General features: G+C 74.0%; 10 protein-coding genes. 3 read left to right on the top strand and 7 right to left on the bottom strand.

Annotated elements, in window-relative coordinates; all coding sequences use genetic code 11:
* Nucleotides 1-72: 72 nt before the first annotated feature.
* The 6 genes from ACFYY6_RS05420 to ligD form a co-directional block, all read right to left on the bottom strand.
* Nucleotides 73-1,029 carry an ABC transporter ATP-binding protein gene (locus tag ACFYY6_RS05420; RefSeq protein ID WP_351520156.1) on the bottom strand — a complete coding sequence of 319 codons (957 nt, stop codon included), beginning with the start codon at nucleotides 1,027-1,029 and terminating at the stop codon, nucleotides 73-75.
* A 202-nt stretch (nucleotides 1,030-1,231) separates the two neighbouring features.
* Nucleotides 1,232-3,994: an FtsX-like permease family protein gene (locus ACFYY6_RS05415; RefSeq protein ID WP_389191762.1), complete on the bottom strand. Its 2,763-nt coding sequence runs from the start codon at nucleotides 3,992-3,994 to the stop codon at nucleotides 1,232-1,234.
* A gap of 1 nt (nucleotide 3,995) precedes the next feature.
* Entirely contained in the window at nucleotides 3,996-7,205 is a 3,210-nt protein-coding gene (locus ACFYY6_RS05410; protein ID WP_389191759.1) for an FtsX-like permease family protein, read from the bottom strand.
* 296 nt (nucleotides 7,206-7,501) lie between these two features.
* On the bottom strand, nucleotides 7,502-7,849 hold the full coding sequence (locus ACFYY6_RS05405; RefSeq protein ID WP_389191756.1) for a zinc-ribbon domain-containing protein: 348 nt from the start codon (nucleotides 7,847-7,849) through the stop codon (nucleotides 7,502-7,504).
* Nucleotides 7,846-10,044, bottom strand: coding sequence for a PBS lyase (locus tag ACFYY6_RS05400; RefSeq protein ID WP_389191753.1), 2,199 nt, complete (start codon nucleotides 10,042-10,044; stop codon nucleotides 7,846-7,848). The genes ACFYY6_RS05405 and ACFYY6_RS05400 overlap by 4 nt, the downstream gene beginning before the upstream one ends.
* 719 nt (nucleotides 10,045-10,763) lie before the next feature.
* On the bottom strand, nucleotides 10,764-11,660 hold the full coding sequence (ligD, locus tag ACFYY6_RS05395; RefSeq protein WP_351520162.1) for a non-homologous end-joining DNA ligase: 897 nt from the start codon (nucleotides 11,658-11,660) through the stop codon (nucleotides 10,764-10,766).
* Nucleotides 11,661-11,772: 112 nt separating this feature from the next.
* Between ligD and ACFYY6_RS05390 the strand changes: the two genes are divergently transcribed.
* Nucleotides 11,773-12,864, top strand: a complete 1,092-nt coding sequence (locus ACFYY6_RS05390; RefSeq protein ID WP_351628965.1) for a Ku protein — start codon at nucleotides 11,773-11,775, stop codon at nucleotides 12,862-12,864.
* Nucleotides 12,865-13,024: 160 nt separating this feature from the next.
* Here ACFYY6_RS05390 and ACFYY6_RS05385 read toward each other — a convergent pair whose 3' ends face one another.
* Entirely contained in the window at nucleotides 13,025-13,438 is a 414-nt protein-coding gene (locus ACFYY6_RS05385; protein WP_389191751.1) for a hypothetical protein, read from the bottom strand.
* Between the two features lie 343 nt (nucleotides 13,439-13,781).
* On the opposite strand from ACFYY6_RS05385, the gene ACFYY6_RS05380 reads away from it, so the two are divergent.
* The gene (locus ACFYY6_RS05380) at nucleotides 13,782-14,159 is read left to right on the top strand and encodes a hypothetical protein (protein WP_199883119.1); all 378 of its coding nucleotides are present in this window, start codon (nucleotides 13,782-13,784) and stop codon (nucleotides 14,157-14,159) included.
* 168 nt (nucleotides 14,160-14,327) lie between these two features.
* A complete protein-coding gene (locus ACFYY6_RS05375) occupies nucleotides 14,328-16,010 on the top strand; it encodes an SWIM zinc finger domain-containing protein (RefSeq protein WP_389191748.1) in 1,683 nt (560 codons plus the stop codon).
* Nucleotides 16,011-16,241: the final 231 nt, after the last annotated feature.

Below are 16,241 nucleotides of genomic sequence, written 5' to 3'. Positions count from 1 at the left end.
CGTCACCCGGGGCCGGGGCCGGGGCCGGGGTCGTCGGCGGCCCGTGCACCGCTGTCCGGTCACGGCCGACGATCAGCTGTGCCCGCTGTCGTCCGGCCATACGGTGATGTGGTCCTGCTCCAGATCCAGCGCCACCCGGTCGCGCATGCCGAGCGCACTCGTGTACTCGGCGGGCAGCTGGAGGCGGCCCGCCCGGTCGAGCATGGCGTACTCGCGGGCCACCAGCGTCTCGTTGCCGGTGGTCTCGTCGACCTCGCTGCGGCGCAGGACCTCCGTGGAGGTGCGGCCGTCGCGGATGGCGACCGTGCGGCGGACCTCGGTGGCCACGGCGCGGTCATGGGTGACGATGACGATCGTGGTGCCCAGCTCCTCGTTCGCCGTGCGGAAGGCGGCGAAGATCTGCTCGGCGGTGTGGGAGTCGAGCTCGCCGGTGGGTTCGTCGGCGAGCAGCACCGCCGGATCGCAGGCGAGGGCCACGGCGATCGCGACCCGCTGCTGCTGACCGCCGGACATCTCGTGCGGGCGGCGGCCTCGGCAGTCGGCGACCTGGAGCAACTCCAGCAGTTCCAGGGCACGTTCGGCGCGGGCCCGGGAGCGCCGACGCCCGCCGGCCAGCTGGAGGGGCAGGGCGACGTTCTGGGCCGCGGTGAGATACGGCAGCAGGTTGCGGGAGGTCTGCTGCCAGATGAAGCCGACCACCTTGCGCCGGTAGTACAGGCGGTCCTTCGCGGTCATGGCCAGCAGGTTGTGGCCGGCCACCTGGGCCGCCCCGGCGGTGGGGGTGTCCAGGCCGGAGAGGATGTTCATCAGGGTGGACTTGCCGCTGCCCGAGGCGCCCACCAGGGCCATGAGTTCGCCCTCGCGGACGAGCAGGTCGAGTCCCTGGAGGGCCTGCACCTCCACGCCTTCCACCGAGAAGATGCGGACCAGACGGTCGCAGGTGATGAGGGCGTCGTGGCCGTAGGCGGGCCGGTCGCGGGTGGCGGTCGCCTTGTCGGCCAGTTCGGCGAGGGTGGGGTTCGTCGTCATCGGGCTCCTTGGTCGATGGGGGGCCGCGGCCGGCCGGGGGCGCGCCGGGGCCGCGGCGTGCGGGTGAGGCCGCCGGAACGGAGGCCGGGTCCGCCGGGGTCGGGGGCCGGGACAGCCGGGTCCGCCGGGGTCGGGGGCCGGGACAGCCGGAGCCCCCAGGACCTGGCACCGAGGCCGCCGGGGACGGGGCGCGCCGCCCTTCTCACTTCGTGTCACCCGCTCTCAACTCCCGCACCGCTCCTCGCCTCCCCGCCCACCACGCCTGTACGCCGGCGATCCCCACCGTCACCGCCACCACGACCAGCGCCGGCACCGTCAGCGACCAGGCGTCGGTGCGCAGCGGGGTCTGTTCCAGGGGCGCGGCCCAGAGCGGTAGGGCCACTGCGGTCAGGTTCATGCCGGGGGAAAGCAGACGGATCGTTGCCCAACCGGTCAGGACGCCGCCCGCCGCGGCGAGCACGGCCTGGGGCAGGGACTCCAGGACGAGCAGGCGGCGGCCCTGCGAACGGGTGAGGCCCATGGTCCGGAGGCGGGCGAGCAGGGCGAGGCGCTCGGGAGCGGCGCGCAGGAGTGACAGGAGCAGTGCGAGCACGGCGTAGCCGGCGCCTGCCGCCACCGCCGCCGTGTAGAGGCGCTCCACACCGGACTGGAGCGGGGAGTCCACGTACCGGGCTCTCTCGTCGGCGCGGAGGTGGACCGACACCGCGTCCCCGGCCGTCTCGCGCAGGGCACGGCCGTCCACGTCCGGGCCCGTCACCAGCAGCGTCGTCGGCGTGGCCGCCGTGGCGCCGAGGCCGGAGCGGTCCACCACCAGGAAGTCGGCGCCCAGCACGGCCGGAGTGATGTCCCGGACGAGGACAATACGGACGGTGACGGTGCTGCCGTCCTCCGTGCTGACGGGGAACGGATCCGAGCCGTGGGCGTCCGCCATGCCCGGGGAGGCCACGGCGGGCAGCGCGGCGTCGGTCCCCGGGCCGCCCCGGTCCTTCCTCAGCACTTCTTCGGAGAAGGCACCGAGCCCCGTCCGTCTCGTCAGCTCCGCGTAGCCGCCGGGATCCACGCCCACCACCGGCACCGCCTGACGCCCGTCGTTCGGCTTCGTCCGGTACGCGACGCTCACCGCCGTCGCCGCCCGCACGCCGGGAACCCGGCGCACCCGGTCGGGCAGCCCCGCGGGCAGGGAACGCACCGCCGACTCCAGTCGGGCGTCGGCCCCGACGGCGAGGAGCGCCGCGTGGTCCCGGGCCTCGCCGATGCCCGCCAGGACCGAGCCGCCGAACGCGGCCGTGGTGAGGGCGGTGAGCAGGGCGAGCAGCGGCAGCACCGCGGACGCGGAACCGCGGGCGGCCCGGGCCAGGGACAGATGGCTCACCACCCCGCGCAGCCGCCCGGCCCGACCGGCCAGGCCACGCAGGGGGAGGGGATAGAGGCGGACCAGCAGCAGCGCAGTGATCATCCCCACCAGCACGGGCGCCGCCGAGATCAGCTGATCGCCGGACCCGCCGGACGTGCCCTCCCGCCGCAGGGTCACCACCGCGCCGACGGCCACCGTCACCAGCGTCAGCTCCGCGACCGTACGTCGCCGGGACGGCCGCATGGACGTCACGTCCTGGCGGACCGCGGGGACGTGGACATGCCGGTGGACGGCGGCCGCGCGCAGCGGGAGGGCGGCGCAGGCGACGACCGTGACCGCGAGGGCGGCCAGGACCGCGGGCAGGGCCCGGGCGCCGGGGAGGACCCACATCGCCACGGCCAGGCCGAGCGCCCCGGCCGGGACGGCGACCACCGCCGTCTCCGCGAGCAGACGGGTGGCGAGACCCGGCAACGAGGCGCCGCGGGCGCGCAGCAGGGCCAGTTCGGTGCGGCGGCGGTCGGCGGCCAGTCCGCCCGCCATCGCCAGGACGACGACAGCGACCGTACCGCTGCCGAACGCCGCGATCGAGATCAGTGTGGAGACACCGGAGCGCAGGCGGGAGTAGGAGGCGAGCACGTCGTCGAGGTCGGTGGAGGCCCCCGTGAGGAGGTCGGCGCGCTCGCGCACCTGCTGGAGACTGGGGCCCGACTCCAGGGAGGCGACCGCGGATTCGAGGGCGCCCAGGTCGCGCTGGTTCAGGGTGTTCGGGGCGGGGGCCAGCCGCCAGTAGCGCTTGGGCAGCTCCTCGACGCCCAGGAGCACGGGGGCGGCCTCGGGCGCCAGCAGCAGGGTGCCGAGCCAGTACCGGGGCGAGTCGGGGTCGGCGGGCGAAATCCGCGTCAGCGCGGGCGTGCGCAGCAGGGGGTCCGCCGCCCAGTAGGCGCCGTCCCGGTCGCGCGGGGCGACGATGCCGGTGACCCGGACGGTGAGCGTGCTCTGGTCCGCGCCGGGGACGTGCAGGACCGACCCGACCTCGATGCGCAGGCTCTTGGCGGTGTCCGTGCTGACCGCCGCCTCCACCTCGGGCGTCGTCGCGGTGACCGTGCCGGACGCGCGGGGCATACGGCCCTCGCGCAGCCGGGCGTGGTCGGCCAGGCCCGCCTGCGCGACGAGGGCGACCCGGGCGGGCAGCCCGCTAGGCCGGGGCAGCCAGGGGTCGGGCACCTCGTGGTTCACGGAAGTGGTCACGCCGTACGACGACTGGCCGAGGTCGGGGACGAAGGGGCGCCGGACCGTGCCGAGGATGCTGTCGTAGTCGTGCTTCATGGTGTCGGGGCGCATGAGTTGCTCGCGCTGTTCCTGCGACAGTTCCACCGTCAGGGGCGCCGGGGCGGACAGATGGACCACGCGCTGGGAGGCGGGCGTCTGTTCGACGGAGCGGCGCAGGCCCGCGTCCTCGTACCGCTCCAGCGCGCGCGGGAACGCGGCGGCCAGGCAGGCGGTCACCGCCACCAGCAGCGCGAGGGCGAGCGCGGCACCGGGAGCCGACCGCAGACGGGTGCGGACCCAGGGGGCGGCGGCACGTTCCGCACGCCTGAACGGGATCACCATGTCACTCCCCCTCCCGCAGCACCCGCACCGGATCGGCCTGGCGCACCGCCAGCAGCGCCACGACGACGACCGGGACGGCGGCCACGGCCGCCAGCAGGGCGGCCACCCGCAGCGGCGGCAGTGCCACCAGCAGATCCGGCACCGGGCGGGCGGCCTCGCCGGTCAGGACGATGAGCGGCAGCACTGCGCGGGTCAGGGCGATGCCCAGGCCGGTGCCCACGGCCAGCGCCAGTGCGACCAGGACGCCCTGCTCGGCCGCGACGGCGCGGGCCAGCCGGCGGCGTGGGGCGCCCAGCGCACGCAGGACCGCGAACTCGGCGTTCCGCTCCCGCAGTGCCCCTGCCGCGCTCACCGCGAACCCGAGCGCGGCCAGGACCGCCGCCGCCCCGGCCGCCGCGGTGAACGCGGCCTCCGGTCCCGCCCCGAACGGGTCGTCGCGCAGCTCGGCGGCTATCTCGTCGCGCACGACGATCTGCCCGGGATCGAGGTCGGGCCGGGCGCGCAGAGCGGTGGCGATGCCCGCGCCGTCCGACGGCGAGTCCGGCCGCAGCCACCACTCGGTGGGCGTGACGGCGGCCCCGTAGCGCGCCTGGAGGACCCGGTTCACGGCGCGCAGATCGAGGAGCACGGCGCCGCCGTCGCCGTCCTGCTCCCTGCCCTGGGTCGTCGGCAGCTGCCGCAGGGCGCGCACGATCCGCACGGGCACGTTCTGCCCGTCGAAGGCGATGTCCATCGTCTGACCGGGCCGGGCGCCGGTGGAGGCGAGGAAGCGGTCGGTGGCGAGGGCGGCCACCGCGGTGGTCCTGGGCTGTGTCACCTGCATGCGCAGTGTCAGTGACGGCCTGAGCCAGGGCTGGTAGGACGGGACGTAGCCCGTGTCGTACACCACGGTCGGGTGCGCGGCGGGGCGGACGCGCGGGCGGGTCGGCGCGGTTTTGGAGCCGGACGAGCCCGGCCCGTGGGTGCCGGAGGCCGCCGTCCAGGACGCCGGCAGGGGCACTCGCCGTTCCGTGCCGGCGGCGGTTGTCGCGGTCAGGGCGTCGAGGGTCAGGGTCTGCTGTTCGGCTCGGAGGGGCGGCACGGGCAGCACGAGCTCCACCCCGGTGAGCGTCAACGGCCCGTGGTTGCTCGGTAGTTCGACGGACAGCGGGTGGGGGCGCCCGTCGGCGGGGAGTTCGCCGGACGGCAACGGGTAGGGGACGCCGTGCTCGTCCTCCAGCGTCTGGGTCACGGTCGCCGTGCTCTTCGTGCCCCGTGCCGAACCGGCCAGGGTCGCCGTCAGCGTCAGTCGGGTCGCCCCGGCGGGCACGCGCGCGCCCGCCGACTCACCGGGACCCATCCCCGCCAGCAGCCGCTTCATCGGGGCGGGCGCCAGGTCGGGGCGCAGCAGGACGGTGTCCGCCGCACGCGCGGTGTCCAGCGCCAGCACCGTCGCCGTGCGGCGCCCGGACAGCGGCAGGGTCGTCCGCGCGGTGGGGACGGCCTCGCGCACATGGGGCACGGCCGCGTAATCCTGCGTACGGCCGAGCTCGCCGCCGTCGGTGCCCAGGACCCGCACCGGAGCGCCCGCCGCGAAGTCGGCCTGGTCGTCCTGCGAGCGCTCCCACGAGGAGCCCTGGCCGATCGCCAGTACGCCGAGTGCCACGGCCAGGACGAGCAGCAGCACGGGACCGGCGCCGCGCCCCGGGCGGCGGCTGAGCTGCCAGCCGGCCAGCGCCGCGGCCAGCCCCCGCCCGCCCGTCGCCCGGCGCTCGGCGAGCCGGGCGGCCAACGGCAGCAGACGCAGCGTCAGGACCGCGCCGGCCAGCAGCGCGAGGGCGGGCGCGGCGACCAGCAGCGGGTCGATGCCCAGGGCGCCGGTCGTGTCCGCGCTCACCGCGCCCGAGGTGCGGCGGGCCAGCTGCCAGTAGGCGACCCCGGCCACCGCCACCAGCCCCAGGTCCGCCCCGGCCCGCAGCGGAGCGGGCAGGGCGCGGGCGCGGGACGCGCGGAAGCCGGTCGCCGCGACCGCCGGCAGGGTCACCGCGAGCGCGCACCCCAGCGCCACGCCGGCCGCCGTCAGCCATACCCCGAGCCGTCCGTCGGCCGGCACCTCCAGCTCCAGCCCGAGCCGGGCCAGCGCCCCCTGCCCGGCCAGCAGCCGGATCAGCGGGCCCGCCAGCAGCGGGGCGATCAGCAGCGCGGGCCCGGCCAGCAGCAGTGCCTCCCGGGCGGCGAGGCCGGCGAGGGTGGCACGGGAGGCGCCGCGGGCGCGCAGCAGTCGGGTCTCGCCGGTGCGTTCGGCGGCGAGCAGCCGGGCCACGAGCAGCAGCGTGCAGATCGCGAGCAGGGCGAGCTGGAGGGCGACGATCAGGAGGGTGGAGCGGGAGACGAGCAGGGAGCGCTCGACGCGGTCGAGGACCTCGGGGAGGGCGGTGCTCGTGGTCGTCCCGCCGACCGTACCGCCCTTGCTGTCGTCTCCGGTGGGCAGTTCGAGCAGGGTGGCCGGGCCGGTGCGCGCGGAAGTGCGCAGGGCGCCGATGCGGTCGGCGGTGAGGCGGGCGAAGTCGGCGGAGGCGAGCCACGCCGACCCTCCGGCGCTCACCCGGTCGCCGGTGACGACGGAGGGCGTCGTTAGCAGGGGGCCGTAGGTGGTGAAGGTGGACGTCCGTACGCCCCGACCGCCGAGTTCGTCCAGCAGCCAGTAGGGGGAGGCCGGGTCGACGGGCCGGTACACGCCGGTGACGAGGATCCGCACGGGCGGCCCGTCGAGCCGGTCGGTGACGGTGAGGCGGGCGCCCGGCGCCAGTCGCAGCCGCCGCGCGGCGGTCTCGGGCATCGCCACCTCGACCTCCGGCGCGCCCGCGCGTGGCAGGCGCCCCTCGCTGATCCGCACCTGCGTGGAGTCGAGCGCCGCGAAGTGCGTGAGGTCGGGCCTGTCGCCGGGCCGGGTGGTTGCGGGCAGGGCGTACGGGCCGGAGCGCACCAGCGTCCGCACGGTCACCGGCAGCCCGTCGAAGATCCGGCGGGCTCCGTCGCGTACGGCGGTGTCGGCGGCCCGGCGACGATCGGCCGCCACCTCGGCCTTGACGACCAGCGCGGCATCGGCGGCGTTGCGCGGCTCGGCCAGCGAGTGGCGCAGGGCCGCGTCGCCGATCGCGGTCGAGTAGGCGGCCAGGGCCGCCAGCACGGACGTGGTCAGCAGGACGGTGACGAGCGCAGCGATGATCAACGGGCGATGCGCGCGCGCCCTCGCCAGGACGAGCGCGGCACGCCCCGAATGCCCCGAACGCGCCGCGAAACGCCCCCCATACGTCGTCACTCGGCTTCCCCCAAGCCTCTGCTGTCACCCTCGCCTCAGACCTTCCGGTGATGTTGTCAGACCGGATGCGGCGGAGTAAGTGACGGTGAAGCGGGCTTGACCGGATTGTGACCGGAAGTCGGTGTTCCATGAACGGAATCCGGGCCGTGGAACGCGGACCGTGACGTGTTGATCACCGAGGCCGCCGGTACGGCAGGTGGTCGGTCTCAGTTCTGGTACGGGTTCTGTTCGGGCCCGCCCGGCGCGTACCCCGGGTGTCCCTGCCCCTGCGCCTGCCCCCACCCCTGCGCCTGCCCGAACGGGTTGCCCTGCTGCGCGGCCGCGTGCTGTGCCAGCAGCTGCTCCGCCTGCTCCTTCGGTATCTGCTGCTCCCCGCCGCAGAACGTGCACTGCGTCGCGAACTTCGTCGAGAAGGGGAACAGCGGCACGAAGAACAGCGTGAACTTGGTGACCCGCTTGCGCAGCGTGTGCGCGGCCGGATTGCCGCACCAGCCGCAGACCAGCGTCAGCACGGCCAGCTGGTACAGATATCCCCGCGTACCGAAGATGATCACTTCGTGGGTCCCTTCCCCGTGTCGCCCAAAAGCGCCTGCCGACAGAACGTCAGCAGCTGTTCGTCGTCGTATGTGTCGTGGCTGCCGAAGGCGCCGTCCATCGCGTTGTGGCGGCGTACGGAGGCGAGTTCGGCGCGCAGCATCCCCGCCGCGTCCGGCCCGGCACCGGCGGCCCCCATCCGCGCCAGGCACCGCGCCACGCGGACCCGGGACTGACGGCTTCGTTCCCAGGCCGCCAGCAGCACCGGAACGGATTCCTCGGGCCGCCCCGAAACCTCCCACAGCGCGGCCGCCGCGTCCACCCGCAGCCACAACTCCTCGTGGTGGAGCAGCGCACGGAGCCGGGGCGCGGCCGTCGCCGCCCGCGCCCCGAGTCCGGCCAGGGCATTGACGGCGGCGCGCATCTCGTGGACACGTCCCGCCCGCAGCCCCTCGGTCAGCACCGGCAGTACGGCGTCGGTGTCCCCGTCGACCGCCCACAGGGCCTGGGCCGCCTCGACGGCCTCCACCGCCGAGACCGCCCCGGGGTCGCGCAGCAGCACGCGCAGATCCGGTACGGCGGCACGCGCGGCGGGCCCGAACGAACCGAGCGCCCGCAGCGCCGCCGTGCGCAGCCACTCGCCCCGGTAGGCCGGGGCGCCGCGCAGCACCCGCAGCACCTCCGGCACCGCCTCGTCGGCGGGTATCGCGGTCAGGGCCATCAGCAGCGGGCTCGCCCGGTCGTACGCCGCCTCGTCCAGCCGGACCTCGCCCAGCCTGCGGCGCAGCACCCCCGCCAGCGGGGCCGCCGCCGGCCCCAGGAAGCCGATGACGAACCCCACGTCGTGGGGTATCTCGCGCCGCTCCAGGGCCGCGGCCAGCGCCGGTACGGCACGGGGGTCGCCGAGGCGGGCCAGCGACTTCACCGCGCTGCCGAGCGCCGGGGGACCGCTGGGCCAGTCCCGTACCCACGAGGCGGGATCCGCCGCGACCCGCGCCGCCAGCGCGTCCGAGGCGGGCGCGGCCAGCCCGAAGAGGTCCTCCAGCACCTGGGCCGCGGCGCCGGCCAGCCGGGGCTCGGGCGTGGCGAGCTGTTCGCCGACCAGCCGGACCAGCTCGTCGTAGGACCCCCGCCAGACCCGGATCAGCGCACTGCTCATCCGGAGCGCGTCGATCCGCTGCTGGTGGTCGGGGCTGCGCAGCTGATCGGTCAGCAGCGCCGTCCGCTCGGCGACCCGGTCGTCGAGGCCGGTGTGGAGCGTACGCAGCAGATCCGCGGTCCAGGGCGCGGAGCGGGCCGGGACCTCCTCGCCGGACAGCGCCCGGGCCTGGCCCAGCCGGGCCGCGGGCGCGGCCCGTTCCTCCGTCGGCGGCTCCCCGGCGCCGGACACCTCGGGGTGTGCGTCGAGGGCCGCGATCACATCGGCGGCCGGGCCGGGCCGGGGCTCACCCGTGCCGTAGGCGCTCGGGGCCGAGCGCCGTGCGGGGGCCTGGCGCAGCTGCCGCAGCAGGCCCGTCACCACCCGTACGACATCGCCCGGCAGCGCGTCCGGCGCGCACCGCGCCAACTGGGCCAGCGCGGCGAGGCGCAGCCCGGGCGAGAACCCCTCGCCGGTCAGCCGGGTCAGCCAGACCGAAGCCTCCCCGGCCAGCGAACGGTGCCGCAGCGCGACCCGCCCGGCCGCCTCGACCAGCGCGAGCCGTACCTCCTCGGACGGCTCCACCGGCAGCCGCTCCCGCAGCAGCGCGAGCACCCGCGACGGGTGGCTGTGGAGCCCGGCGAGCGCCAGCGGCGCGGCGAGCCGCACCCCGGGGTCCTCGTCCGCCATCAGCTCGCAGAACACCCCGGACCCCGCGGTGACGGCGGTCGCCGCCATCGCGTAGTTCGCCGCCCCCTCGATCTCCTCCTCGGCGATCTCGTCCTCGTCGTCCTCGCCCAGATCGATGCCGCCGATGCTGGTGAGCAGCTCCACGACGCTGCCCCGGTCCTGGACGTCCGGATCCACGATCAGCTCGAAGAGGAACGGAATGCAGGCCAGGGTGCAGGCGTACACCTCGCCCTGGTGGTGCACGGCCCCGTACATGCCGTCCAGTGCCGTCTCGCGTACCACCGGATCGTCGGAGGCGAGCCCCCGCAGCATCGCCGGTACGTCATCGGCAGGCCCGTAGGCATGCTCCATCGAGGCCCAGTCGACCTCGTCGATCCCTGCGAACACGCCCTCGCCTCCCCACGCGATTCACACGAAGCAGTGTCTGCCAGAGTGTGCACCACGGTCCGACCGTGTGCCCTCTGCATGCGTTCTTTTCCTGACGGACATGACAAAGTTCTCGTCATGCGCTATCGGACCGCCGGGCGGAACGTTCTCCTCCGGTGTCCGGCCCCGCCGGTCGCGGGACCATGGCCGGCTGCCCGTCGGACGCCGGCCGCGAACGGCTGCCACCGGCCGTCCGCCCCCCGTCGGCCGGTCCGCGGACGGGGAATGCGCACGCGCGTGATCACTTCCGTTCCTGTGGTCGTGCCGAACGGTCGGTACGGCTGCCACCGGGCCCGGTGGTGTGCGCGTCCGCAGCGGGTCTCCGTTCCGCCGCCGTCGCACACGCTTGATCGTGGCTGGTCAAGAAAACCACAACGAGTCGGGGCGGGAGAGGCTGGGGGACGGGAGAAGCGGGGCACGGGCACGGTCGCGGACATGGACACGGGCAAGGACAGGGGCAAGGACAGGGGTGTGGGCACGGGCGCGAACATGGGCGCGGACACGAGCGTGAACGTGGGCGCGGACACGAGCGTGAACGTGGGCGCGGACACGAGCGTGAACGTGGGCGCGGACACGAGCGTGAACGTGGGCGCGGACACGAGCACGGACACGGGCGGGGACACGAGCACGGACATGGCGGGCAGCGGCATGGCGACAGCCGCCGGGGCCGGAGAGCGCCCTCAGCCCCTCGTCGGCAGCGGCCGAGCCCGTCCGGGGTCGTTGAGCGGCCCGAGCAGATCGCCGTGCCGTGCCAGCCGGGCCGCCATGTCACCTGCCAGGAAGACCAGTTCTCCGGGCGCCCGGCACTCCTCGATCTCCTCCCAGGTGACGGGTGCGGAGACGGTCGGCTCGGGGCGGGCGCGCAAGGTGTAGGGGGTGGCGGTCGTCTTCGCCGCCGCGTTCTGGCTGAAGTCGATGAACACCTTTCCCGGCCGCAACGCGCGGGTCATCCGGTGGACCACCAGGTCCGGAAGCGCCTCCTGGGCCTCGACGGCCAGTTTCTTCGCGTAGGCCGACACCTGCTCGGCGGGGGTCGGCTCCACCGCCACGAGCAGATGCAGCCCCTTCGACCCGGAGGTCTTCCCGCAGGCGAGGAGCCCGTCCGAGGCCAGCCGGTCGCGCAGCCACCGCGCCACCGCGCAGCACTCCACCACGGTCGCGGGCGCCCCCGGGTCCAGATCGAACACCATCCGGTCGGCGGTCCCGGGCGCCCCGGCGCGCCACTGCGGGGTGTGGAACTCCACCACGAGGTTGGCCGCCCACATCAGCGAGGCCAGGTCGTCCACGACCACCTGCCTGGCCTGCTCGTCCTCGCGGTGCGGCACCGGAGTGGTCCGTACCCAGGACGGCGTACCGGGCGGCGGATTCTTGGTGAAGAAGCACTGCCCGTCGGGCCCGTCCGGATAGCGCAGGAAGGACACGGGCCGGTCGCGCAGATGGGCCAGCAGGGGGTGCGCCACCGCGGTCGCGTAGTAGTGGAGCACCTCGCCCTTGGTGGTGCCGGTGGCCGGATACAGCACCTTGTCGAGATTGCTGAGCGCCAGCCGTCGCCCCTCCACCTCTGTGATCGGCGTCATACGATAAGAGTCACATGGTTTCCGTGCATACAGGCACAGGGCGGGCATCGAGCGGGGCTCGTACGTATTCAACGCATCCATCCAGACCTCATGCGCACACAAGGGGCGAACAGTGAGATCCATATGGAACGGCGCCATCTCCTTCGGGCTGGTCAGCATCCCGATCAAGCTGGTCAACGCGACCGAGAGCCACTCGATCTCGTTCCGCCAGGTCCACCTCTCCGACGGCGGGCGGATCCGGTACCGGAAGGTCTGCGAGATCGACGGGGAGGAGGTCGGCGCCGCCGAGATCGGCAAGGCGTACGAGGACGCCGACGGCTCGATGATCCCGATCACCGACGAGGAGCTCGGCTCGCTCCCGCTCCCCACCGCCAAGACGATCGAGATCGTCGCCTTCGTGCCCGCGACCTCGATCGACCCGCTCCAGATGGACGCGGCGTACTACCTCTCCGCCAACGGCGTCCCGGCGGCCAAGCCGTACACCCTGCTCCGGGAGGCGTTGAAGAGGAGCCGGAAGGTGGCCGTGGCGAAGTACGCGCTGCGCGGGCGGGAACGGCTCGGCATGCTGCGGGTGGTCGACGACGTGATCGCCATGCACGGCCTGCTATGGCCGGACGAGATCCGCAGTCCCGAGGGGGCTGCCCCCGAGGCCGACGTCACGGTGCGCGACGCCGAGCTCGACCTGGCCGACGCGCTGATGGACACCCTCGGCGAGGTCGACATGGAATCGCTCCACGACGACTACCGGGAGGCCGTCGAGGAACTCATCGCGGCGAAGGCCGAGGGCCGGACCCTGGAGCCCGCGAAGGCCGAGGCCTCCGGCGGCAAGGTCGTCGACCTGGTCGCCGCACTGGAGAAGAGCGTCCGGGAGGCCAAGGAGGCCCGCGGGGAGGCGACGCCGGCCGAGGAACGCGAACCGGGCGAGGAGTCGGCGGAGGGCTCCATGGCCGAGGTCACCTCGCTCACCGGCCGCAAGAAGTCGGGCGGCACCGGAGCGAGGAAGAAGGCCGCGGCACCCCCCAAGAAGGCGGCCGCGAAGAAGCCCAAGTCCACGACGGGCAGGGCACCCGCCAAGAAGACCGCCTCACGGTCGACGGCGAAGAAGTCGACGACCGCCAAGACACCGACGACGAAGTCCACCGCGAAGTCCGGCACCAAGTCGGCGGCGAAGAGCACGACTGCGCGCAAACGTGCTTCGGCGTGAGCCGAAGGCCGTCACGAAGACCGGTGTGAAGGCCGCCGCCTTTCTCCGTCCGCCCGTGCGGATGTCAGGGGCGACCGGCGCTGCGGCGGGGGAGCCCGCCGCAGCGGACGGGAAGAAGCCGGACGTACCAGCAAAAAGTGTGTGCCGACGCCGTCCGGCCTCACTCGCCCCGCGGGCGCAGGATTACGGAAGACAGCGCGGTCACCGCGACGAACACGGCCAGCATTCCGAGTGGCATCACCATGCTCGGCCGCTCGCTCAGACTGTCGATGTACTGGCCGACGGTGAAGAACCACCCGACCGCCCCGACGATCACGGTCAGATAGACGCGACGCTCCCGCAACAGCCGCATCCCCAGCCACAGCACGGCCGGCATGGCCAGCAGCGTGTTGACCACGGCCGCCGAGAACGCGGTGTCGCCCGAACCCCCGAGATCCCCGCCGACGCTCGCGGCGGCCTGCTGCCACTGGGAAAGTGACAGCCCGTCGGACAACAACAGATGGGACAGGGCGGTCGTGAGCACCGTCACCATCAATGCCTTGCCGACCCGCCGTGCCACGTGTGTTCCAGACATGGCCGTCACGATAGGCCGCCCACGAATCCCGGGCGCGACCGGCCCGGGACCGGACGGGACACGACTGGACGGAGGCCGGGACCGAGACGGAAACAGACGGGCCGGGACGGCGACGGGACCGGACAGGGCGGAGGCCGGACCTTCCCCGGGACCGGCCCGGGGAAGCGTGACCGGGTCCGGGCGCTCCCGCCCACCTGGAGCCACGGAACACCCATGACACGCCGACGCCCCTTCAGGTGCGATACGCCGAACGCGGTCACGAACGACGCCGCGCACCCGACTTCCCGTACGGCATACAGGCGAGCGCCCCCGCACAGCGTGCCCCCGCGCCTATGCTCACGGCATGGAGCAGAGCGAAGTGGTGAAGCGCGTGGTGGGCATCCTCACGGAGGCGGGCGAGATCCGCCGGCTGCTCGAGGAGAGTGGGGACCGCGACGACGTGGAAGCCGATTCGACCGTGGTGACCGCGCTTCTGAACGAGACGATGCCCCGGATCACGATCCCCGAGGACGCCACCATCGAAGAGGTCGCGACCCTCGTCGGCCGCGAGGTCGGTGGCGCGGTGGAACAGCTGGTCGGCGCGTTCACCCTGGCCTTCGCGATGCTCGCCCAGGTGCACGACTCCGGACAGACGGACGTGACCTCCGCCGACGTGCTCCAGGACCTCGCGCTGCGGGCCGAACAGATCGGCAACGGCGGCCCGGAGGGCACGGACGCGTAGCCCGGTCGGCCCGGGGCCGGGCCCGTCGAGGAACCCTGTCCGTCGCACCCCGGACATGAAGTCGCGGTGTCCCTCGGGTCCGCTTTACTTGTGGGGCCAAAGGCACCCCTCTGCGTCCCTGCCCTTCGTAGGCTGACACCCAGGACGAGCACCAGGACCGGAGCAGACGTGGGAAGAGTTGCGAAGAGTCTTACCGAGGCGAACCTCAGGGCGCTGGCAGGCGCCCGTTCCTTCGAGCGCGGGACCGGATATCTCGACTCGGTGTCCGGGATCGAGGTCGGTGAGGTCTCGGCCACCGCGACCGTCCACGGCACGGAGCGGTACGAGGTGGAACTGACGCTGGACGGACCTCGCGGCCTGGCCGGTGAGTGCGACTGCCCGTACGGCCTGGAAGGCAACTTCTGCAAACACCTGGTCGCACTCGGCCTGAGCCTGCTCGCCCGGTCGGCGAGCCTGCCGAAGCAGCGGAAGACAGCCCGGAGCCGGGCGCAGACCCTGGACGGCTGGCTGTCCGACCTGTCCAGGGAAGAACTGCTCGAACTCGTACGCGACCGGATCGCCGAGGACCGGCAGTTCCGGCGCCGTCTGGAACTGCGGGTCGCGAGCAGCCGAGGGGACCTGGCCTGGGCCCGGTCCCGGATCCGTGAGCTGCTCGACATCGGTCCGTTCGCACAGTACGGCTATGTCGAGTACGCCGCCGCCCGTGCCTACGCCGATCAGGCCGGACAGGCGGCGTCCGCGATCAGGGAACTCTCCGGCTCCGGCCGGGCCGCCGACGCGATCACCCTGGCGGGGGAGGCGATCCGGCTGCTGGCCGGGGCGGCGGAGAACGTCGACGACTCCGACGGATGGCTCGGGCAGGTCGGCGCAGCCCTTGCCGACGCCCACCACGACGCATGCCGCGCGGCCGACCCCGACCCGGAGGAACTCGCGCACTGGCTCGTCGAGCACGCGCTCCACGACGACGGCGGCTTCACGGACATCGATCCGCTCGACTACGAGGACGTCCTCGGTGAACAGGGGATGACGGCCCTGCGGAGACACGCGGTGGAGGCCTGGCGGTCCAACCGCACCGGCTGGGCGGAGAAGTACCTGATGGAACGTCTGGCCAAGGCGGGAGGCGACGCTGACATGGTGATCGCCGTGCACGCGGCCGACCTCGCCCCGGACGGCTCCACCCACCTGACCATCGCCCGGGAACTGGACACCGCGGGACGGCCCGCCGAGGCCCTGGAGTGGGCGGAACGCGGCATCCGCGACACCGGGTACGCCGCGGACCTGGACACCGCCCTCGTCGACTATCTCGCCGCCCGCTACACACAGGCGGACCGGCTCGCCGACGCCGTCGCCCTGCGCCGAGACCACTTCGACGCCCACCGCACCCTGCGGGCCTACCAGCACCTGCGCGCCGCCGCCCGGACCGCCGACGGCTGGCCGGCCGAGCGCGAGCGCGCACTGGCCCTGCTGCGCGCGGACGCCGAACGACGGCCGGGGCGTCACAGCGGTTCCCTCCTGGTCGACGCGCTGCTCGACGACAAGGACATCGACGCCGCCTGGCAGGCCGCCACCGAAACCGGCGCCCATGACCACCAGTGGCTCGCCCTCGCCGACCACGCCCGCCCCGACCGCCCCTCCGACGCCCTCGACGTCTACCTGCGCCTGGCCGAACCGCTCACCCGGCAGACGGGCAACGCGATCTACGAACGGCTCGTCGGCCTGCTGCTGAGCATGCGCGACTGCCACCGCCGCCTGGACACACCGGACGAGTTCGCCGCGTACGTGACCGCCCTGCGCACCGCCCACAGGCGCAAGCGCAACCTGATGCGGCTGATGGACGAACACGGGCTCTGAACCGGGCTCGGTCGGGCCGCAGCTCCCCGTACCCGTCCTAGCCACCGCGCCCGGCGTGGGGACCCCGCTCAGACGCCCGCACTGGTCGACCCGGCAGCGCACGAGGACGAGGAGCCGGACCACCAGGGCAGGCGCTCCAGTGCCGTGACCGGCACCAGGACGACGAAGCCGACGAGGAACCGCAGGATGGGTGGGCGTCGCCTACCACCGAGCAAACGACAGAACGCCCCG

The sequence above is a fragment of the Streptomyces sp. NPDC001750 genome, assembly GCF_042892615.1.
GTDB lineage: Bacteria > Actinomycetota > Actinomycetes > Streptomycetales > Streptomycetaceae > Streptomyces.
This window is presented reverse-complemented; position numbering and strand designations above follow the sequence as displayed.

Coding starts and splice junctions, on each gene's coding strand:
- ACFYY6_RS05420 (WP_351520156.1), bottom strand. CDS start 1,029: ATGACGACGAACCCCACCCTCGCCGAACTGGCCGACAAGGCGACCGCC.
- ACFYY6_RS05385 (WP_389191751.1), bottom strand. CDS start 13,438: ATGTCTGGAACACACGTGGCACGGCGGGTCGGCAAGGCATTGATGGTG.
- ACFYY6_RS05380 (WP_199883119.1), top strand. CDS start 13,782: ATGGAGCAGAGCGAAGTGGTGAAGCGCGTGGTGGGCATCCTCACGGAG.
- ACFYY6_RS05415 (WP_389191762.1), bottom strand. CDS start 3,994: ATGGTGATCCCGTTCAGGCGTGCGGAACGTGCCGCCGCCCCCTGGGTC.
- ligD (WP_351520162.1), bottom strand. CDS start 11,660: ATGACGCCGATCACAGAGGTGGAGGGGCGACGGCTGGCGCTCAGCAAT.